This is a genomic window from Aequorivita sp. KMM 9714 (genome assembly GCF_011065475.1).
Lineage (GTDB): Bacteria > Bacteroidota > Bacteroidia > Flavobacteriales > Flavobacteriaceae > Aequorivita > Aequorivita sinensis.
Genome location: NZ_JAAGRO010000004.1, coordinates 91,345 through 111,448, shown reverse-complemented (window position 1 = coordinate 111,448; position 20,104 = coordinate 91,345). Strand labels below are relative to the sequence as shown.

General features: G+C 34.7%; 16 protein-coding genes, 2 tRNA genes and 1 riboswitch. Of the genes, 14 read left to right on the top strand and 4 right to left on the bottom strand.

Annotation, left to right across the window (positions count from 1 at the left end; all coding sequences use genetic code 11):
• Positions 1-142 precede the first annotated feature (142 nt).
• A riboswitch (SAM-I-IV-variant riboswitch) is annotated at positions 143-240 on the bottom strand.
• 581 nt (positions 241-821) lie between these two features.
• Positions 822-906, bottom strand: a tRNA-Ser gene (locus G3A46_RS10755).
• A 215-nt stretch (positions 907-1,121) separates the two neighbouring features.
• Between G3A46_RS10755 and G3A46_RS10750 the strand changes: the two genes are divergently transcribed.
• The 11 genes from G3A46_RS10750 to G3A46_RS10700 all read left to right on the top strand — a co-directional run bounded on the left by G3A46_RS10750 (position 1,122) and on the right by G3A46_RS10700 (position 13,954).
• Positions 1,122-5,012, top strand: a complete 3,891-nt coding sequence (locus G3A46_RS10750) for a two-component regulator propeller domain-containing protein (RefSeq protein WP_165149689.1) — start codon at positions 1,122-1,124, stop codon at positions 5,010-5,012.
• 114 nt (positions 5,013-5,126) lie between these two features.
• Positions 5,127-5,264 (top strand): hypothetical protein, encoded by a 138-nt coding sequence (locus G3A46_RS10745; protein ID WP_165149687.1) that lies wholly within the window; start codon positions 5,127-5,129, stop codon positions 5,262-5,264.
• 29 nt (positions 5,265-5,293) lie between these two features.
• A complete protein-coding gene (locus G3A46_RS10740; protein WP_165149685.1) occupies positions 5,294-6,520 on the top strand; it encodes a hypothetical protein in 1,227 nt (408 codons plus the stop codon).
• A gap of 170 nt (positions 6,521-6,690) precedes the next feature.
• Positions 6,691-7,329: an NAD(P)H-dependent oxidoreductase gene (locus G3A46_RS10735; RefSeq protein WP_165149683.1), complete on the top strand. Its 639-nt coding sequence runs from the start codon at positions 6,691-6,693 to the stop codon at positions 7,327-7,329.
• 169 nt (positions 7,330-7,498) lie between these two features.
• Positions 7,499-8,692: a DegT/DnrJ/EryC1/StrS family aminotransferase gene (locus G3A46_RS10730; RefSeq protein ID WP_165149682.1), complete on the top strand. Its 1,194-nt coding sequence runs from the start codon at positions 7,499-7,501 to the stop codon at positions 8,690-8,692.
• A gap of 215 nt (positions 8,693-8,907) precedes the next feature.
• Complete coding sequence (locus G3A46_RS10725) at positions 8,908-9,783, top strand: hypothetical protein (protein ID WP_165149680.1); 876 nt, start codon at positions 8,908-8,910, stop codon at positions 9,781-9,783.
• Between the two features lie 53 nt (positions 9,784-9,836).
• Positions 9,837-10,718 carry a hypothetical protein gene (locus G3A46_RS10720; RefSeq protein WP_165149678.1) on the top strand — a complete coding sequence of 294 codons (882 nt, stop codon included), beginning with the start codon at positions 9,837-9,839 and terminating at the stop codon, positions 10,716-10,718.
• Between the two features lie 245 nt (positions 10,719-10,963).
• Positions 10,964-11,146, top strand: a complete 183-nt coding sequence (locus G3A46_RS10715; RefSeq protein ID WP_165149676.1) for a CAL67264 family membrane protein — start codon at positions 10,964-10,966, stop codon at positions 11,144-11,146.
• Positions 11,147-11,213: 67 nt separating this feature from the next.
• Positions 11,214-11,690, top strand: a complete 477-nt coding sequence (locus G3A46_RS10710) for a DinB family protein (protein WP_165149674.1) — start codon at positions 11,214-11,216, stop codon at positions 11,688-11,690.
• A 125-nt stretch (positions 11,691-11,815) separates the two neighbouring features.
• Positions 11,816-13,507 carry an energy-dependent translational throttle protein EttA gene (gene ettA, locus G3A46_RS10705; RefSeq protein WP_165149672.1) on the top strand — a complete coding sequence of 564 codons (1,692 nt, stop codon included), beginning with the start codon at positions 11,816-11,818 and terminating at the stop codon, positions 13,505-13,507.
• A gap of 72 nt (positions 13,508-13,579) precedes the next feature.
• The gene (locus G3A46_RS10700) at positions 13,580-13,954 is read left to right on the top strand and encodes a hypothetical protein (protein WP_139855643.1); all 375 of its coding nucleotides are present in this window, start codon (positions 13,580-13,582) and stop codon (positions 13,952-13,954) included.
• 87 nt (positions 13,955-14,041) lie between these two features.
• Here the strand turns inward: G3A46_RS10700 and G3A46_RS10695 are convergent, their stop codons facing one another.
• Positions 14,042-15,043: a formimidoylglutamase gene (locus G3A46_RS10695; RefSeq protein WP_165149670.1), complete on the bottom strand. Its 1,002-nt coding sequence runs from the start codon at positions 15,041-15,043 to the stop codon at positions 14,042-14,044.
• On the bottom strand, positions 15,040-16,278 hold the full coding sequence (hutI, locus tag G3A46_RS10690) for an imidazolonepropionase (RefSeq protein WP_165149668.1): 1,239 nt from the start codon (positions 16,276-16,278) through the stop codon (positions 15,040-15,042). Before hutI ends, G3A46_RS10695 begins: the two co-directional genes overlap by 4 nt.
• A 196-nt stretch (positions 16,279-16,474) precedes the next feature.
• On the opposite strand from hutI, the gene G3A46_RS10685 reads away from it, so the two are divergent.
• The 3 genes from G3A46_RS10685 to G3A46_RS10675 all read left to right on the top strand — a co-directional run bounded on the left by G3A46_RS10685 (position 16,475) and on the right by G3A46_RS10675 (position 18,539).
• Complete coding sequence (locus G3A46_RS10685) at positions 16,475-17,629, top strand: PLP-dependent aspartate aminotransferase family protein (RefSeq protein ID WP_165149666.1); 1,155 nt, start codon at positions 16,475-16,477, stop codon at positions 17,627-17,629.
• A 5-nt stretch (positions 17,630-17,634) separates the two neighbouring features.
• A complete protein-coding gene (gene bshB1, locus G3A46_RS10680) occupies positions 17,635-18,351 on the top strand; it encodes a bacillithiol biosynthesis deacetylase BshB1 (protein WP_165149664.1) in 717 nt (238 codons plus the stop codon).
• Positions 18,352-18,463: 112 nt separating this feature from the next.
• Positions 18,464-18,539 (top strand) — tRNA-His (locus G3A46_RS10675).
• 528 nt (positions 18,540-19,067) lie between these two features.
• Here the strand turns inward: G3A46_RS10675 and G3A46_RS10670 are convergent.
• Positions 19,068-20,093, bottom strand: coding sequence for a M28 family metallopeptidase (locus tag G3A46_RS10670; protein WP_165149662.1), 1,026 nt, complete (start codon positions 20,091-20,093; stop codon positions 19,068-19,070).
• Positions 20,094-20,104 lie beyond the last annotated feature (11 nt).

Here is a 20,104-nt window from a genome sequence, read left to right as displayed (position 1 = left end):
TTCAATATTTGTATTGGTCATGCCTATCCAACACTTACACAATTGTTTCCTAGCTTGAAATTGTGAAGTTTGAAATTAAGTCATTTAGCGTTTTTAGTTTTAAAAAACACATTAAGTCAATTCGGTAAATTTTTGTAAAAAGGGTAAAACATATTGTTCCTAAAAGTAGGCTCATTGTTTAAGCACCTTTGCCTGTTTAGGCGGGTTGCTATCACTTAAAAGTGATTCGTAATGATATCACGAATATAATGAAAAATAAGCGTAAATGAAAGGTTAAAACCTAAATTCTACTCAAAACTTAATGACATTTCAAGGCGATTCTGTATTAAAGGGGATTATAATTATTGAAGAATTAGAGCTTTATAAAGGAAAGTTGAAATTTGAAAATTTTAGGGGAGGAGACAAGTTTTGTAATTTATAAAATTGTGATTTCAACCTAAAAATGTATTTCGGATATATGGGGTAAGATTTGTTGTTGGGTTTAACATCAAAAAAGGAAGTTCCCGCAATGATACTTTTGAAGAAAAGTGAGACTCAGTAGACTATTCTATGAGTCATAAACACAACAATTGGGCGTGACTCCAAATTACTCCAAAAAAACAAAGCCCGTAAACTTAATGTTTATGGGGCTTTTTGCGGAGAAAGAGGGATTATTAATTTGATCCCAAAAAGAAATCTTGAACAACCATAGAAACCCACGCATAGCCAGAAAAAGGCGATGCTAGGTTTTTTATTTATTTCCACTCCTGTCAAGCCGAAGGGGCTTGAGTCGTTGCAATAAATAAAAAACCCACAACTAAAAAGTTGTGGGTTTCCTTTTGCGGAGAAAGAGGGATTCGAACCCCCGGAGGTGTGACCCTCAACAGTTTTCAAGACTGCCGCATTCGACCACTCTGCCATTTCTCCTGTGGTATGCGTTTCATAAGCGTTTTGCTTACGAGACTGCAAATATAAAAAGCTTTTTTAAATATCCTATTCATTTTTTAAAGTTTTTATTTGTTAAAATTTTAGCTCAGTAATGCAGCGAAATAAAAGGCTTTGCAACAATTTGAAAATAAGAACCTTGCATAAACAACAGCGCAGTAATTTTTTCATTAACTTTAAAGAACTAAATATGCCAAATGAAGGTTTTTACGCTAATTGTCACATTATTCTTGACAAACTTTGTCTTTCCGCAGAGTAAAAAGCAAGTGGCTTTTAGAGAACTTACCGTAGAACATGGTTTATCGCAAAATAGTGTGGTAAGTATAGCGCAAGACAGTACTGGGTATATCTGGTTTGCAACTCAAGACGGACTCAATAAATACGATGGACGCGACTTTACTCATTATGATATTCAATTTGAAGATGTAACTCGTGCAACCTATAGTAAATTGGGGAAAATATACGTAGCGAGAACCGGAGATATTTGGATTACTTCTAATTCTGGAAATTTAGAAAAGTATAATTCGGAGACCGATAGTTTTAAAATTATTTCTAATCTCGAAAATATAAGCACGCTTATTCAAGATACTTCAGATAACTATTACTTAGGGACTTTTGAAAATGGTATTTATAAAATTAATAGCCAAACAAAAGACACCCTTCAGTTTTTAAATTCAAAAGATGCTCGACATACTATTTACGATTTTCTGCAAACTGACAATCAAACTATCTTAGCGACTACTGCAAACGGCTATTTCGAAATAAAAAATGATATCTATGAATTTCAAGAAATTCTTCCTGCTACAAACTTTAGTGCACTCGCTCAATCCACCAACAAAACTCTTTATATAGGGAGTTACGGAAAAGGACTTTTTATAAAGCAGCAAAACACAAGTTTACCTACTAGATTTCTCGGGTTTAAGGATTTCAAACTTCCAGAAAGTTTAATAGTTCAAGATCTTTTAGTAGACAAGAAAAATCAGTTGTGGATTGCTACTTATGGTCAAGGTGCTTATTTGGTGAATTTTGAAAATGAGACTATTCAAAATTTTACCGAAAACAAGAACAATCCTTACGCATTGCATTATAATGATGTTTTGTGTTTGTATGAAGACAATACAGGCGCAATTTGGTTAGGTACGGATGGTACAGGTTTGAGTTATTATGATGAGTATTTGGTGAAGTTTAATGTACTCACTAACGATCAGATTCCGCTTAACGTGAATGTAGATGTAATCAGAGCTATAACTAAAGATGATAAAAATAACCTTTGGATTGGAACTTCAGGAAAGGGCTTAACTCGATTGAATATCGATAAACAAGAATACTTTATTTACAGATCTAAAGACTCTGAGCTTTTAGGTGATAGAATTATGAGTCTTTTCTATGACGATGGTCTATTGTGGATAGGTCATCAATCGGAAGGATTACAATTGTTGGATTCCGATGGTAACTTTACTTCGTTTAAGGAAACAGCTTCCTATACCATCTGGAAAATTTACAAAGATGAAAAGGGAGCTATCTGGCTTGCTACACGCGATCACGGACTTATTAAGTTTGATAAAGATTTAGGAGTTCTTAATCAATTCACAATTGATAATTCATACATCACTACAAACAATATTCGAACCGTGGAAAGTGGAGGCGACAAATATCTTTGGATTGGAACTGAGGATGACGGACTGTTTAGATTAAATAAAGTGACTAAAGAGTTAGCAAAAATTGAAACTTTAAACAGTAATATAAAGTCGCTTTATTTTGATGGAACGTATCTTTTTATTGGTACCAATGGTGATGGTTTAAAAATCTACCATCCTGAAGATGAAACCATTCTAAATCTCACAACTAAAGAGGGGCTGCCAAACAATGTAGTTTATGGTATTCTTCCCGATGAAGAAGGGTATTTATGGGTGAGTAGTAATAAAGGAATTTCAAAGTTGAAATTTGATAATAATACAATTTCAGTGATTGAAAACTACAGTAATTATGATGGCTTGCAAGCATTTGAATTCAATACTGGCGCTTATTATAAAGATGAAAATGGAATCTTGTATTTCGGAGGTTTACAGGGATTAAATTGGTTTAATCCGAGTCAGCTAACCTTTAACCCGATTAAGCCAAAAACTGTAATTACAGGTATCCAAGTGTTTAATAAAAACCGAGCACTTTCACCAGATTTGAATTTAAAACACAATGAAAACACGATTACTTTTACATTTTCGTCACTTCATTTTTCACAACCTGAGCGCAATCAGTTTAAGTATCGTCTTTTAAACAACGATGAAGATTGGATATTTTCCGGTAATAGCAATATAGCTCATTACACCAACTTGCCGCCCAATGATTACGAATTTCAAGTTATTTCGAGTAATTATGATGGAGTTTGGAATACTACTCCAAAAACGTACTCCTTTACAATTTTGAAACCTTGGTACGGAACCATTTTGGCGAAGGCCATCTATATATTGTTGTTTTTACTATTTGGATTTTACCTATACAGATATTTAAAATGGCGATGGGAAATAAAAAACCAGTTGCGATTAGAACATGAAGAAACCGAGCGCTTGAAAAAGCTTGAGGAATTTAGGACAAAACTTTACACAAACATTTCACATGAGTTCCGAACGCCATTAACACTTATCTCCGGGCCGATAGAAAATCAACTTTCGAAACCTAAGATTTCAAAAACCGATAAAAAGGAGCTTTCACTTGTAAAACAGAATGCCGATAGATTGTTGAGTTTGGTAGAACAGATGCTCGATTTGTCGATGATAGACTCTGGGCAACGAAAACTAGCAGTAAAGCAAGGAAATCTTTCCATATTGCTAAAACAATTAATCAGTGCTTTTCAATATAAAGCTTCAGAAAAGAACATTTCTATTTCTAGTAAAATTCAAAGTTTGGAGCGTGTATGGTTTGATAAGGATGTGATAGAAAAGATTATATCCAACTTGCTTTCTAACGCTATAAAATACGCGCCTCAGGATAGTAAGATTTTGTTTGAGGTAAGTAGGCAGGATAAAAGTTTGGTGCTATCTATAATTAATAAAAGCGAATCTGTTGGAAAAAAAGACCTGAGCAAACTTTTTCGCCGCTTTTATCAAGACAATAAGCTTTCGGAAGGAGTGGGGGTTGGTCTTGCATTAGTTAGAGAATTGGTTACACTGTCTAAAGGAAGTATTATCGCTAATAACATAGACGATGATAAGATTCAATTTACCGTATCTCTTCCTATTAATAAAGAATCTTTTAGCGACGATGAAATTATTTCGACTGAAGAAATAGTAAGCATCGAAACCCCTTTAAAACCTTCAATTAAAGTTTCAGAAAAAGATAAACCGTTATTGCTAATTGTAGAAGACGAAGAGGATATTCGCACATTTATAATTTCCATTTTTAAACATGACTATCGCATTATTGAAGCTGAAAATGGACAGTTAGGAATAGAAACGGCACTATCAAAAGTTCCAGATTTAATTATTAGTGATATAATGATGCCTGAAGTTGATGGGATTGAACTTTGCAATTCTCTTAAAACAAATGAGCTTACTAGTCATATCCCAATAATACTTCTCACGGCCAAAGTGGGCGAAGAAAACGAAATTGAGGGTATAAAAACTGGGGCCGATGCCTACGTTACTAAGCCATTCAACAGTGAGAAACTAAAATTAAGAGTGGAAAAGCTCATTGAAAACAGAAGGCAACTTCAAAAACACTTCAGTAAAACCCTGAGTATAAATCCAGAATTGGCTATTACCTCGGCCGAAAGTGATTTCTTAAACCGCTTAAAAACCGTTCTTGACGAACATATTATTAATCCCGAATTTACTAGCAATCAGTTTGGTGAACTTATGCTTATGAGTCGCACCCAGCTTCATCGAAAACTTAAGGCTATAACGGGAATGTCTGCAAGTGAATTTATTCGCTCGCAACGATTAAAATTGGCTATTGGTCTGCTTAAAGAATCCGACGCGACAATTTCAGAAATTGCTTATCAGGTTGGTTTTAATACCCCTTCTTATTTCAGTAAATGTTTTAGAGAAGTGTATAACTGCACACCGAACGAGTATCTCTCAAATATCTCATAACTAATAATTAACCGTGTAACTCTTGCTGTTGAAACATACGTATTATGTTTTGGCACATACCTTCTATGGTACACTTTTAATTCACCTTAGCTTTGGTTAAGAAAACTACATTATATGAAAACTCCCAATCAAGATGATAATAAAGTTGACGAAATATATATGAGTATCGATCATCTGAAAGTGGGGAGTTATGTATTAAAAATCCTCTATAAAAACAAAGTAATTAAAAGTATAAAATTTCAAAAAATCTAAAATCACTATTAACTAAATTAAAAAAAATTATGAAAAATTCAATGAAAATTATCTGTTTACTGTTTCTGTCACTTTTAGTGAGTTGTTCCTCTGATGATGAAGATACAGCACCGCCACAATATACTTTAGATAACATTCAAGGAGATTGGTATAGAGTGGGAGGCAATAATCCTGAATATAACGGAATGTTAGTAAATGTTGTAGATAATACAGGTACGGTGGTAAACCCAGCTAGTTCAACTTTTAACACAGGAGATATAAAATGGAAAACAATAGTAGCAAAGCAAAATAACACTTACGATCATAAAGAATTGGGAAGTGATAATGATTATTATGATGCTACTATGAAATTAGGCGTAGATGACACCCTTCGTATTTCAGTTGGAAATAGCGGGTCGGGTAATGTACAGAAATGGGTGCGACAGTTAGCAGAATTAAATGACTGTAGTCCTTATCAAGTAGGTGATTATACAGCAATAAAAAATGGAACTTGGCTAGAGGTAAATGATGAACACAATTATCCTGGCTTGCTATCTGCAGTTTCAGACGCTGGAGGAGGATACTACACTGTATCATTAACAAACGACAGTGGTATTGTTCCTTGGATGACAATAAGATCATCAGATGATCCTTATGGTTCAATTTCAAGTGGTTCTGCAATAGGAAGCCAGACTCCAACGGAAAGAAAGACGAGTTTTCTGGTGCACCCTGGAGTAAGTTATGATGTAGATGCTATTTACTCTTCGTATATAAATGTAAACCATGCAGTTAATTATACCATTGAATATACTTTTACAGGGAGAATGGACTGTTGGGAGCCGAATGATTTTATAGAAGATGCAAAAGCAATTCCTAAAAATGAAAGTATTGAAGCTTATGCAATTACTGGATACAAGTTTAACTACAACGATTCAGGTTCTCCACAAACTCACGATTATTATAAAGTGCAAGTTTTTGAACCAGCAAAACTACAAATGGAACTTCTTCAAGTACCTACATCTATAAAGTTAAGAGTTAATATGTTAAAATCTGACGGAGTGGTATTAGGAGTACAATATGATGTTATTTCTGGCGATGTTAATGGAGATGGTGGTAAGTTTTACACTACTACAAATCAAGTGCTACAGCCTGGAATTTATATTTTAAAAGTAGAGATAGCAGGTTCAAGAAAAACAGTTATCAACCAATGGAATAATGAAACTATTCCTGATCATTGGGATACACCATATAAATTTAAAGTAACAACCGTTCAGTAGATAATTAATCATAAGATTAAATATTAAAAAGTGTAATATATTAAATCATTAACATTGGATATTAACTCATTAAATAATTTTTCAATTGTTTAATTAGCAGCAATGGAATAGCGATAAAAGTTCAAAATTTTTATCGCTATTTTTGCATTTAATATTAATTCATTTTTTAAATGACTTCTACTACTATTGAAAAATTGCAGTGGCGTTACGCAACAAAAAAATTTGACCCTTCTAAAACATTAACTGAAGAAAAACTAAATGTTTTAAAAGAGGCATTTAATCTTACTGCAACTTCTTTTGGCTTGCAACCTTTAAAATTGGTAGTTGTTAGTAACTCCGATATTAAGAAGAAGTTAATGCCGATTACGTATAATCAGCCTCAGGTACGCGATGCTTCTCACGTTTTAATTTTATGCATTGAAAAAAGTATAAATGAAGAGTTTATTATAGACCATTTTAAAAGAGTAGAAGGCTTGCGAAAAACTCCACGAACTATTTTAGAACCTTTTGAAAAAAATCTAATCGATTCGTTTACAGAAAAAGATAGTTCGGAAATAAAGGATTGGATGGTCAACCAACTCTATTTAACACTAGGAGCACTACTAACGGTGTGTGCTGTCGAGAAAATAGACGCCTGCCCAATGGAAGGGTTTGAACCAAAAAAATACGATGCTTTATTAGGTCTTGACAAACAAGGATTAGAATCTGTAATTGTATTGCCAGTTGGATATCGCGATGAGTCTGATTTTTTTATAAATCTTAAAAAAGTGCGTCGTGGAGTTGATGAATTAACAATAGAGTTCAAATAAATTTAGCTGGAATAAGATTTTCCCTCGACTGAGTTTATCTTGAATAAAGTCAAAGGGTTCGGGAAACTATGACGAAATAGAATATGAAGCGTAAGTTTACAGTGGAAATACTAAGTCAATTATCCCTTTAAAATTTTTCAAAAAATATTAATTATTATAAATATAAAACATGCCAGGATTTGAAATTTTTGGCGCTGAAGAGCGCAAACAAGTAAATGATGTGTTGGAAACAGGTGTCTTAATGCGCTATGGTTTTGACGGAATGCGAAACAATCATTGGAAAGCCAAAGAATTTGAATCACTTTTTGCAAAAAGAATGGACGCGGAATACTGTCAATTAGTTTCTAGCGGTACAGCAGCTTTAACTGTGGCTTTAGCCTCAGCTGGAATTGGTGCTGGGGATGAGGTAATCATGCCAACATTTACTTTTGTAGCAAGTTTTGAATCTATTTTAGCGCTAGGCGCTATTCCTATTTTGGTAGATATCGATGAAACTTTAACACTTGACCCCAAAGCTGTAGAGGCTGCAATTACTGAAAAAACAAAGTGCGTTATGCCTGTGCATATGTGCGGTTCTATGGCAGACTTAAGAGCTTTAAAAGCAATTTGCGATAAACACAATTTAATTCTTCTTGAAGACGCCTGCCAAGCTTTAGGCGGTACTTATGAAGGAAAACCCCTAGGTAGCTATGGTGATTTAGGATGCTTTTCTTTCGATTATGTAAAAACTATTACCTGTGGGGAAGGCGGTGCTATTATCACAAATAATAAAGAATACGCAAAAAACGCAGATCATTATCAAGACCATGGCCACGATCACGTAGGTAGCGATCGTGGAGCAGAATCGCATCCTTTTCTAGGATACAACTTTAGAATATCCGAATTGAATGCCGCAGTTGGTTTGGCACAGCTCGACAAATTAGATGGAATATTAAATACTCAGAAGGAAAACTACAGAATACTTCGCGAAGCTTTAGAGTCTATTGAAGGCGTGACTTTTAGAAAAGTGCCTGAGGGTGGAGAAGAAAATTATTCTTTTTTGAGTTTTTTCCTGCCGAATGAAGATTTAACGAAAAAAGCCCATAAAGCACTTTCTGATGCTGGTGTCGATGCTTGTTTTTATTGGTATACCAATAATTGGCATTACATAAATGGTTGGGAACACCTTAGAAATCAAAAAAGCTTAGGCAACCTTTCTTTGGAAGTGAAAAGCCAAATGCAAGACTTAAACAATACCGATTTTTCCAAAAGTCATGCAGTGATGAGCCGTACAATTTCTTCATTGATTAAAATTGGCTGGACTGAAAAAGAGGTTCAAAAAAGAGCCGAAGCAATGAAACAAGCGATTATCTCAGTTTTATAGATTTTCGTCACTATTTATTAAAGGTCGTCTAAAGTTGTTTTAGACGACTTTTTTGTTTTTAAATACTTCTAATTACCAATGGAAAGCCATAATTTGCTTCTACTTCAGGTATTTTCGGAAAATGACACATTTCTTTCAACTTTTGAAACATGTGTGATAATGACTTAACATGTATGTCTTTAGCTTAGTGATGTAAAATGATTTAAACATTACTTATGAAAACTAAAAACATAATTATAGCATTTGTTTTCCTTTTAATAGGAACCAATATTCAGGCTCAAATATTAGATAAAATAGCTAAAAGGGCTGAAAGCACTGCAGAGCGAACTGTATTAAATAGAACAGATAGAGAAGTTTCAAAGCAAACAAATAAAACTATTGATGGGGTAATTGAAGGTGATAAAGAAAAAAATACGAAGAATACTTCTAAAAAATCCAAGACTAAAACGAAAACCAGAAATCCGAATATAATCGGAGGTAATATGGATGGAATTCCTGATAGTTATAGCTTTCAATATTCATTAGATATGAAAATAACCTCAGACGGAAATACTTCTAATTTAAAATATTTTGCTGCACCTAATGCGAGTTACTTCGGAACTGGAGTAGCAGGTCAAAACAATAGTGTTATTGTTTACGATATAGAAAATCAAGCTATGATAACTTTTATGAATAATAATGGACAAAAAATGGCAATGAGGATGAATATGAACTTACAAGAAGAAACGCAAGAAATGATTAATAATCAAAATGGCAGTAATAGTAAAGGTGATAGTATGAAGTATATCCCAATTGAAGGCAAGACCATTTTAGGGTGTAAATGTAAAGGATATTTGGTAAAACAGGAGGAGGGTACAAGTAGGATTTATATAACAAATGAAACCCCAATTGGTTTTTTAGGAATGCTAGCTAGTGTTAATGCCATAGGTGACGACAAAAATATTATAGACATTCCGTTTGATGAGAACTCTACGATTATGGAGATGGAATTTACTTCTAACTCAAAAAACAGGGATGATATGCATATACTGTGTACTGCTATAGAAAAACATCAATTTACTATTAATAGAAACGAATATCGCGGATTGTAAACATCTTGTAAAGTTAAAATCAGGACAAATAATAAATCATTGAAATTAATATTATGAAATCGATTACAATAATATTTCTCGCTTTAATATATATCACTAGCTGTAAAGACAGTAAGAGTTCTGATATTGATGCAACTGTAAATCACGATACCCATACAAAAACTGAGAAAGCAATAAATAGTAACAATAAAACTCAGGATAACGAAAATAAAAGGGATTCGAAAATTAAAGAATCTCAAGAAGATTGGTATTGGAAAAATACTATTATGAGTAAAAACAACTCCTTCGATAATTGGCAAGAAGGAGCGGTAGACTTAGTTATGTTATTCAAAATCAAAGGAAATGACATGAATCCTAAAACCATAAAAGTGGGGACTATTAATGCTTCAGGAGAAGTTAATATTAGTTTACCATCAGAATTAAAAACAGAAAGAAAATTAGATAATCTGGGAAACCTTGTTTTTTTCGACATTAATGATATTTCAAATTTTAATTATGAAAATGGAAATACTGGTTATTTCTCAAATACATCGTTTCAGGTTCTGAAGAATGGTAATGCTATAGGTAATTTAACTATGGGCAATTCGGTGCGAACTACTTATAACCTAACGAATCAAAGTAATTTAACAAAGGGGGATGAGGGATATCTTGTTTACTTGGTTTATGTTGACGAAAATGCTGCGATAAAAGGAAATGAAACTACTACTGTAAAAGCGAGAAGAGATGGGACAAATACTATTGATGCAGAAACAACTGTTGTTTACAATTTAAATTTTAAACCAGGTTGGAATTATGTAAAAACCGAAGTAATAGGTAGATACAATCTTGAACACGAAAGAGGCTTGGATGTATCTTGGTTTAAAAAACACGAACATACTACAATCCCTAATAAACCTTTAGAAACCGAATATTTTTTCAGAAAAAATTTATATTAATTAAATTCTGTTATTATTAAATATAACATCTTCAGTTGTACGGCATTGCTATTTGCGGATAAAATCTTCAAATTATTGATACGCTTTAACTTGTAGATTTTCAGCTTCTAATACTTCAAAATAGGGAAGGAACGTAAACTTCTCAATTTTCTCTATTCAACTTACAACATTTTGTTAACGATTATCTATGGAATATTCCCGATATTTGTTTTTACCCAAAATTTAAAAACTCTAATTAACAAACTATGGGAATGAACAAAAACACTGTATTGGCATGGGCCACATTTATAATGATTGTAGTAGGTTTAGTTCTTATTGGCTTAGGTGCCTTTCGGTACGATGATGTTGCTGGTTGGGGCTTTGCTTCAGTAGGTATCGGCTTTTTTGCTATTGCTTGGGTTTTTAACGCATTAAAAGGGAGGGTTTAAAAATGCAATTTGTAATCAGTAAAAAGTTTAGTTTATATAAATTTTTTATTGTTTTCGGTTCAATATTATGTCTGAAGAAAAACTAATACGAGAAAGACTTTCAAAGCATCTTTACGGCGGGGAGGCTTTTATGCCCGTGGTGGATATGTTGGATAAAATTTCTTTTGAAGATATCAATACTCGTCCAGCCAATTTGCCTTACTCTTTTTATGAATTGTTTTTTCACGTTGTTTTTACTCAAAAAGACATTGTAAAGTTTACCTGTTCTGATGATTACATCACACCAAAATGGCCAGATTTTTATTGGCCCAAAGAAAAAACATGTAAGAATGCTGAAGAATGGGAAACCCTAAAAGCTGAATATATTACAGACCGCGAACGTTTAAAAAACTTCCTTTTAGATGAGAAAAATCAACTAACCAAAGCAGTCAAAAATGGAAAAGGAGAACAAACACTGCTACGCGAATTGCTCCTCGTAATTGAACACACTGCGTATCACACTGGACAAATGCTAATTGTTTTAAGACTTCTGAATCTTCATTAATTAGTTATTAGTTTCTAGTTTTAAGTGAATCAGTTTCAGAGCTTAAAAATCACATTTATAGCGCTTGCGACAAAAAATAATAGAGAGTAATCTCAACAATAAATAATAAATTACAATCAATAATTATGTCTGACGATAAAAAAGTAATCTTCTCGATGTCTGGGTTAACAAAAACCTATCAAAGTGCCCAGACTCCTGTACTTAAAAATATATATTTAAGTTTCTTCTACGGAGCCAAAATTGGTATTCTTGGTTTAAACGGAAGTGGTAAATCTACATTGCTTCGCATTATTGCAGGGGAAGAAAAAAACTATCAAGGCGATGTGGTTTTCGCTCCTGGATATACAGTAGGATATTTAGAACAAGAGCCAAAACTAGACGAATCTAAAACTGTACTTGAAGTTGTAAAAGAAGGAGTGCAGGAAGTTGTTGACGTGCTTGATGAGTATAATAAGATTAATGACATGTTCGGGCTTCCAGAAGTGTATGAGAATCCTGAAAAGATGGAGGAGTTGATGAATAAACAAGCAAAGCTCCAAGATAAAATTGACGCGACTAACGCTTGGGAACTCGATACCAAATTAGAAATAGCAATGGATGCGCTACGTACTCCAGAGCCAGATAAGCTTATTAGTGTACTATCAGGAGGTGAAAGACGTCGTGTAGCATTGTGTAGGTTGCTTCTTAGAGAACCAGATGTGTTATTACTCGATGAGCCTACCAACCACTTGGATGCAGAGAGTGTTCATTGGTTAGAGCATCATTTAGCAGAATATAAAGGAACTGTAATTGCCGTTACTCACGACCGTTACTTCCTAGATAATGTTGCAGGATGGATTTTAGAACTAGATAGAGGTGAAGGTATTCCTTGGAAAGGAAATTACTCATCTTGGTTAGATCAAAAATCTAAGCGATTAGCACTAGAGCAAAAGCAAGCTGGAAAACGTCAAAAAACGCTTGAACGTGAGTTGGAGTGGGTTCGTCAAGGAGCTAAAGGTCGCCAAACAAAACAAAAGGCACGTTTACAGAATTACGACAAGCTTTTAAGTCAAGATCAAAAGCAATTAGATGAGAAGTTAGAAATCTACATCCCTAATGGACCAAGATTAGGAACAAATGTTATTGAAGCGAAAGACGTTTCCAAGGCATTTGGCGATAAACTGCTTTACGAAAACTTAAACTTTAAATTACCACAGGCAGGGATTGTAGGTATTATCGGTCCTAACGGAGCAGGTAAAACAACCATTTTTAAGATGATTATGGGGGAAGAAACCCCAGACAAAGGAACTTTTGAAGTGGGTGAAACTGCTAAAATTGCTTACGTAGATCAAACACACTCTAATATAGATCCTGAAAAAACCATTTGGGAGAACTTCAGCGATGGTCAAGAGCTTATTATGATGGGTGGCCGCCAAGTAAACTCTAGAGCTTATTTAAGTCGTTTTAACTTCAGTGGTAGCGAGCAAAACAAAAAAGTATCTATGCTTTCTGGTGGAGAAAGAAACCGACTTCATTTAGCTATGACGTTAAAAGAAGAAGGAAACGTTCTCCTGCTTGATGAGCCGACAAACGACTTAGATGTTAATACCTTACGAGCATTAGAGGAAGGTTTAGAAAACTTTGCTGGTTGTGCTGTAGTAATTAGCCACGACCGATGGTTTTTAGATAGAATTTGTACTCACATTTTAGCTTTTGAAGGTAATAGTGAAGTGTATTATTTCGAAGGAGGCTTTAGTGAATATGAAGAGAATAAAAAGAAACGCTTAGGTGGCGACTTGATGCCGAAACGTATTAAATACAAAAAACTAATTAGATAAATTATGTGGAAATATTTTATTGCGCTTGGTTTAATAGTAACGCTTTCATCCTGTGGATCTAAAAATACCACTATGAAATCGTCTAAGGCCGCTAAGGAAATTGTATTAGGGAAAAGTGAAGTTGTATCTTACAAAAGTTTAGGTAACGGCGTGGCTTCAGTTTCTTTAAAACTCTATGAGAACAACACTTTTTTATTCGATTTTAAAAGTATTCCGCAGCCTGGTTCAAACGATAAACCTGTGGTAATTTCTGAAAAGGGAACTTACACATCTGATGGAAGTTGGAAGACTTTAAATTTTGTAAAACCAAAGTTTTCGCTAGCTGCAATTTTTGACGCTCAGTACGGTGATGCTTCACACTTTACCGTAATAAGCGACGATAAAGTAAAGATAAACTCATCAAAACCCGCCCTACCAATTTGGGGTGTAGTTTGTGAGAAAAAATAAATTATTGTCTGTTAGAACGCATATACAAGCATTAGCAAAGTATTCGTTCTAACAGACTTTTTTATTACATTATTTTTTAAAAACGGATTAAGAAATCACATCGCTCACTAAATAAGCGATAGCCTTGCCAACTTGGTTTGGCGCAACCCCAGCAGAAGGAGCACCTTCGCAAAGATGAACATAGCTCGCGTTTTTGTTTTTAGCGAAATAGGAGACGAATTGACGCGCTTGCGTTACTGAAAATCCACTTGGTGTAATTGCACTACTTCCCATTAATTCAATAGCATCCATATCCAGTTCAATCCCAAAATTATCATTACTACAGAAGTTTTCACTTTCGGCTAATGCTTCAGAAAAGGTTTGAATTTGATTAATTGCTATATCCTCAAAAAGATTAAATTTCACTTTCTCAGAATTGTTTTTCATCGAAGCAAAAACGGCTTGAGAAGTGTAGTTTCTATGAAGCCCGAATATAAAATACTTGCTTAAAAACCCTTCTTCAAAAGCATAAGAAAATCCGTTGCCACTGTGGCGATGTTCTAAGGCACGAAAATCTGTATGTGCATCAAAATTTATACAGTTTATAGGTTTTTTTAATCCTTCAGAAGTTCCTTTTATATTTCCGTAACTATTATTGTGGCCTCCACCTATAATTATCGGGAATTTTCCAGCTGCAACTATTGCTTTTACAACCTCGGCTACTTTATGGTCTATTTGAATTACAAGTTCACCAAGTTTTTCGGCGTAATGTTTATCTGCTTTTGAAATATTTTCTGCCTGCTTCATCTGAGTGTCGCAGTCTATTTCCCCTAAAAGAATAACATTTTCAGCATTCGTTAAATGATTATGCTGAATATTTAAAATACTCCCTAAGGCAGTTTTCCAAGCCTTTGAAGTTCCTGGATTCCCATAATTTGCACGAACGCCAATATCTTCAGGGATACCTAGTAAAACGTATTTAGACGAATGATTCTTTAAGCTTTCAAGAGAATCAACGAAACCAACTTTTTCACCGAATTTGGTTTCACCAGCCCGCTTATTGATATAAGGAGCGGCATCTTTTTCAGAATAAATTTTAATTAAATTCATTTTACTTCCTTACCATTAATTATAACAGCATCAATCATATTGCTTCCGAATGCGTAAGGCAAATAACCATACGATGGAATTGGCTTTGTAATGATGAGGTTTGCCGCTTTTCCTTTTGTAATACTTCCATGAGTATCACTTAAGCCCATTGCATATGCTCCATTAATAGTAGCAGCATTAATAGCTTCCTCTGGAGTTAGTCGCATTTTGATACAAGCGGTTGCCACCACAAAATTCATGTTCCCACTTGGCGTAGAACCAGGGTTGTAATCCGTTGCAAGCGCTAAAGGAAGCCCTGCGTCAATCATTTTTCTTCCAGGTGCATACGGGATACTTAAAAAGTATGAACAAGAAGGAAGCGCCACTGGCATTGTATCACTATTTTTTAAAGCGTCTATATCTTCATCCGTCATTACCTCTAAATGATCTACGCTTAGTGCTTTGTGTTTTACAGCCGATTCAATTCCGCCAATACTATTAAATTGATTAACGTGTACTTTTGGAATTAGGTTGTATTTTTTTCCTTCTTCGAGTAAACGCTCCATATCTGCAACTGAGAAATAACCTTCCTCACAAAAGATATCTACATATTCGGCAAGACCTTCTTCAGCTACTTTAGGAAGCATTTCGTTGCACAATAAATCCATATATCCATCTTTGTTTCCCTTGTATTCTGTAGGAATTGCGTGTGCCCCTAAGAATGTGGTTTTGATAGTTATTGGATAATTTTCTGAAAGTTTTTTAGCTACACGAAGCATTTTCATTTCAGCTTCTGTGGTAAGTCCGTACCCACTTTTAATTTCTAAAGCGCCAGTACCTAAACTCATTATTTCCTCTAAACGAGTTGCCGATTGATTGTATAATTCTTCTTCAGAAGTTTCTTGCAGTTTTTTAGCACTATTTACAATCCCACCTCCTTTTTCGGCTATTTCTTGATACGTAAGACCGTTAATTCTATCTACAAACTCTTGTTCTCTATTTCCAGCATAAACCAAATGGCTATGACTGTCGCACCAAGCCGGAAGCACCATTTTACCTGAACAGTCTAGGGGTTTAAAACCTTCATATTCTTTCAGGTTATCCATAGTACCGTAGTCCTCAATCTTCCCATTATTTAAAAACACCCAAGCATTTTTAAGTGTAGGGAGGTCCTTCATCTCTTTTCCACTTAATTTTAAAGGAGAGTTTTCACGTACTTGGAGTAATTCTTTTATGTTAGTGAGTAGTAATTTCATTGTATATTATTAATTCTTGTAATTTTTTATAAAGATAAAGAAAGTATATTCTATAAGAGAAGAGGCAAATATATAAATTGAAGTTAACCGACCAGAGATGATATTTAAGAATATATCGAGCCTTGGAAATAGGTTTTGATATTCTGAAATTTCTTCTTTGTAATTTATATCTTTAAAGCTTCTGAAATATTAAACTATGAAATCTAAAAAATTAGGTCTCAACTCCATTTGTACGCATGTAGGTGAAGTAGAGGACAAACAGTTTAAAGGAGCTATTTCGCCACTGTATATGTCGAGTAGCTATGCTTTTGAGGACGTTGAAGTAAAGCGATATCCGCGATATTTTAATACACCTAATCAAGAGGCGCTTTGCAAGAAAATTGCAATGTTGGAAAAATGTGAAGCAGCCCTTATCTTCGGAAGTGGAATGGCAGCTGTTAGTACAACAATGCTGGCGTTTCTACACAAAGGCGACCACGTAGTGCTACCTCAAACTTTATATGGAGGAACTTATAATTTTGTAGTTGAAGAGTTTCATAAATTTGGAATAGAATATTCTTTTACTGAAGGGTTTTCAGAACAGGATTTTTCAGAGAAAATTCAGAAGAATACAAAAGTGATATTTGTTGAAACGCCATCCAACCCATTGATGCGGATAACCGATTTAGAAATGATTTCGAAACTGGCTAAAAAGCGCGGAATTATTTCTATGATTGACAACACTTTTGCTTCACCAGTAAATCAAACTCCAGCCGATTTCGGAATTGACATTATGATTCACAGTGCCACAAAATATATGGGTGGTCACAGTGATATTTGTGCCGGTGCAGTTGCAGCAAGTGAAGAGCATATAAAAGTAATTTGGAATCTCGGTAAAAACTTAGGTGGTAGCCTTAGCGATTATACTGTTTGGCTTTTGGAGCGCAGTATGAAAACCATGGGATTACGCGTAAAAGCGCAAAATAAAAACGCTAAAAAAATGGCTAAGTGGCTTGAGAAACACCCTCTAGTTTATAAAGTTTATTATCCAGGCCTAAAAACACATCCAGATTATAAACTTGCTAAAAAGCAGATGAGAGGTTATACGGGGATGCTCTCTTTTGAAATTAATGAATCTTTAAATGTTAGTGAATTTCTGAAGAATTTAAGGTTGATAAAACCATCTATGAGTCTAGCAGGAGTGGAATCTACAATTCTTTCGCCAGCTAAAACTTCACACGGTTTGTTGTCTCCTGAAGCTAGAAAAGAGCAGGGGATAAGTGATGGTTTACTGCGTTTCTCGGTGGGAATAGAGGAAGTAGCAGATTTAAAAAACGATATAGAAAGTGCTTTTAATAAAATTAAAAAATAATTTATATGAAGATTGATATCCTTGCTATAGGCGCACATCCTGATGATGTTGAATTGGGGTGCTCGGCGACCTTGGCTAAAGAAATACACAAAGGAAAAAAGGTAGGTTTGTTAGATTTAACTCGAGGCGAATTGGGCACTCGTGGAACGGCAGAAATTCGCGATCAAGAGGCTGCAGATGCTGCCAAAATTTTAGGAGCAGAGTTTAGGCATAACTTAGGACTTGCTGATGGGTTTTTTGTAAATGATAAGGCATCACAGTTGGAGATTATAAAAATAATTAGAAAGTATCAACCAGAAGTGGTTTTGTGTAATGCAATTGACGATAGACATATAGATCACGGAAAAGGTAGTAAGTTGGCTAGTGATGCATGCTTTTTAAGTGGTTTACAGAAAATCGAAACTGTTTATGAAGGGCAAGTTCAAAAACCTTGGCGACCAAAGTTTGTTTATCACTACATTCAATGGAAAAACATTGAACCTGATTTTGTAGTAGATGTAACTGGATTCTTGGATAAGAAATTAGAAACAGTTTTTGCTTATAAAAGTCAGTTTCACCAAGAAGGTGCTAACGAACCTGAAACCCCAATAACTTCTACAAATTTTAGAGATAGTATAACCTACAGAGCTCAAGATTTAGGGCGACTTATTGGAACTGAGCACGCTGAGGGGTTTACGGTAGAAAGATATCCCGCTGTTGATTCTATTTTTGATTTGATTTAATCTTTTTTTTTAAAGAAGATTTCAAATTTTTATGTTTTGATGTTGTACAACAATAAGAATTGATTTATATTTGCAACCGCTTAACAGCGTTGTGTTTTAAAGCACATAAAATGGTGGTTGTAGCTCAGCTGGTTAGAGCGCTTGATTGTGGTTCAAGAGGTCGCCGGTTCGAAACCGGTCTTCCACCCAAAAGACAAAGTCTTCCTTAACGGGAAGACTTTTTTTGTTTTGTGAGTTTTTGTGGGTAAGGTTTAGGTTGAGAAGTTTACACACCGCTCCCGCGCGATTCTATCGCGTGGTGTTATAATTTACTTTCGCTGTCTGAATAATAACAAATTAATTGGCTTGTCAGGTCGAGCGCAGTCGAGACCTAATTTAAGTCAGCCACTTAAAGTTCTCGACTGCGCTCGAACAGACATCAGCGTTTGCTTTTTTGGAAACCGCCACTGCACGATTCTGTCGCGTGGTATGTTAATTTGCTTTTGCTCTCTAAAAAATAAAAAATTAATTAGTTTGTCAGGACGCGCGGTTCTGCTGAGCGTAGTCGAAGCGCAGTCGAGACCTAATTTAAGTCAGTCACTTAAAGTTCTCGACTGCGCTCGAACGGACACTCACGATAATTTTTTAAACGCTCTATTTCTTTAGTTACAAAGGTTGATAAAAAAATCCCCCTAGCAATTTAGGAGGATTTTGGTAATTGTGTATGAATCTTAAAATTACGACTTACTAGTGTCGTTTAGTTTAATTCTTTCTTCTCTATTTGCAAGTTCCCAAGCTGTTAAGAAGATAAGTTTGGTGCGTCTTTCTAACAAGTCGTATTCAATTTTGTCAGGAGTGTCAGATATTTTGTGATAATCTTCGTGAACCCCGTTAAAGTAAAATATTACTGGGATATTATTCTTTGCAAAGTTGTAGTGGTCGCTTCTGTAGTAAAAACGATTAGGATCGTTCGGTTCGTCATATTTATAGTCAAGTTCCATGTTGATATACTTCTCATTTACCTCCTCAGAAACATCTTGTAATTCTTGACTAAGTTTATTACTTCCTATTAAATAAAGATAATCAGGGTTGTCTTTTTTATCAGGATCTATTCTTCCAATCATATCAATATTCAGATTGCTTACAGTGTTTTCTAATGGGAAAATTGGATTTTCTGAATAGTAGCGAGACCCATAAAGTCCAATTTCTTCTCCGGTAACATGTAGGAAAACCACAGATCGCTTAGGTCTGTATCCATCTTTTACCGCTTGTTGAAAAGCTTTTGCAATCATCATTATTGCTACAGTTCCACTTCCATCATCATCGGCACCATTAAATACATTTCCTTCTTTATCCATCCCTACGTGATCTAAGTGGGCTGAGATAACAATTACTTCTTCTGGTTTTTCTGAACCTTTTATATATGCTATAACATTTTCAGAAGCTTTTGCGTCGCCCCTTCCTTGAAAATAACTAGCAGGAACAACTTGGTAATAATTGTCTTTCTCAATAGGAGACTTTATTCCGTGTTTAACATAAAAATCTCGAATGTATTCCGAAGCCATTTTTTGCCCCTTAGAACCTGTCATTCTACCTTCCATTTCGTCGCTAGCATAAATGTATAGGTGTTCTTTTAGTTCTTTAGCGGTTATTGTATTTGCGTATTTTAAGTTGTTTTCTGTAGAATCGGTTTTAGTTTGTTTCTGAGTAGCGTTACATGATAGAATTAACGAAGAAAAAACTGTCAGAAGTAATAGTTTCATAGGTTGTATTA

Excerpts from the sequence above, each read along its gene's own strand:
- G3A46_RS10750 (WP_165149689.1), top strand. The coding sequence starts at position 1,122 with ATGAAGGTTTTTACGCTAATTGTCACATTATTCTTGACAAACTTTGTC.
- G3A46_RS10745 (WP_165149687.1), top strand. The coding sequence starts at position 5,127 with ATGAAAACTCCCAATCAAGATGATAATAAAGTTGACGAAATATATATG.
- G3A46_RS10740 (WP_165149685.1), top strand. The coding sequence starts at position 5,294 with ATGAAAAATTCAATGAAAATTATCTGTTTACTGTTTCTGTCACTTTTA.
- G3A46_RS10735 (WP_165149683.1), top strand. The coding sequence starts at position 6,691 with ATGACTTCTACTACTATTGAAAAATTGCAGTGGCGTTACGCAACAAAA.
- G3A46_RS10730 (WP_165149682.1), top strand. The coding sequence starts at position 7,499 with ATGCCAGGATTTGAAATTTTTGGCGCTGAAGAGCGCAAACAAGTAAAT.
- G3A46_RS10725 (WP_165149680.1), top strand. The coding sequence starts at position 8,908 with ATGAAAACTAAAAACATAATTATAGCATTTGTTTTCCTTTTAATAGGA.
- G3A46_RS10720 (WP_165149678.1), top strand. The coding sequence starts at position 9,837 with ATGAAATCGATTACAATAATATTTCTCGCTTTAATATATATCACTAGC.
- G3A46_RS10715 (WP_165149676.1), top strand. The coding sequence starts at position 10,964 with ATGGGAATGAACAAAAACACTGTATTGGCATGGGCCACATTTATAATG.
- G3A46_RS10710 (WP_165149674.1), top strand. The coding sequence starts at position 11,214 with ATGTCTGAAGAAAAACTAATACGAGAAAGACTTTCAAAGCATCTTTAC.
- ettA (WP_165149672.1), top strand. The coding sequence starts at position 11,816 with ATGTCTGACGATAAAAAAGTAATCTTCTCGATGTCTGGGTTAACAAAA.
- G3A46_RS10700 (WP_139855643.1), top strand. The coding sequence starts at position 13,580 with ATGAAATCGTCTAAGGCCGCTAAGGAAATTGTATTAGGGAAAAGTGAA.
- G3A46_RS10695 (WP_165149670.1), bottom strand. The coding sequence starts at position 15,043 with ATGAATTTAATTAAAATTTATTCTGAAAAAGATGCCGCTCCTTATATC.
- hutI (WP_165149668.1), bottom strand. The coding sequence starts at position 16,278 with ATGAAATTACTACTCACTAACATAAAAGAATTACTCCAAGTACGTGAA.
- G3A46_RS10685 (WP_165149666.1), top strand. The coding sequence starts at position 16,475 with ATGAAATCTAAAAAATTAGGTCTCAACTCCATTTGTACGCATGTAGGT.
- bshB1 (WP_165149664.1), top strand. The coding sequence starts at position 17,635 with ATGAAGATTGATATCCTTGCTATAGGCGCACATCCTGATGATGTTGAA.
- G3A46_RS10670 (WP_165149662.1), bottom strand. The coding sequence starts at position 20,093 with ATGAAACTATTACTTCTGACAGTTTTTTCTTCGTTAATTCTATCATGT.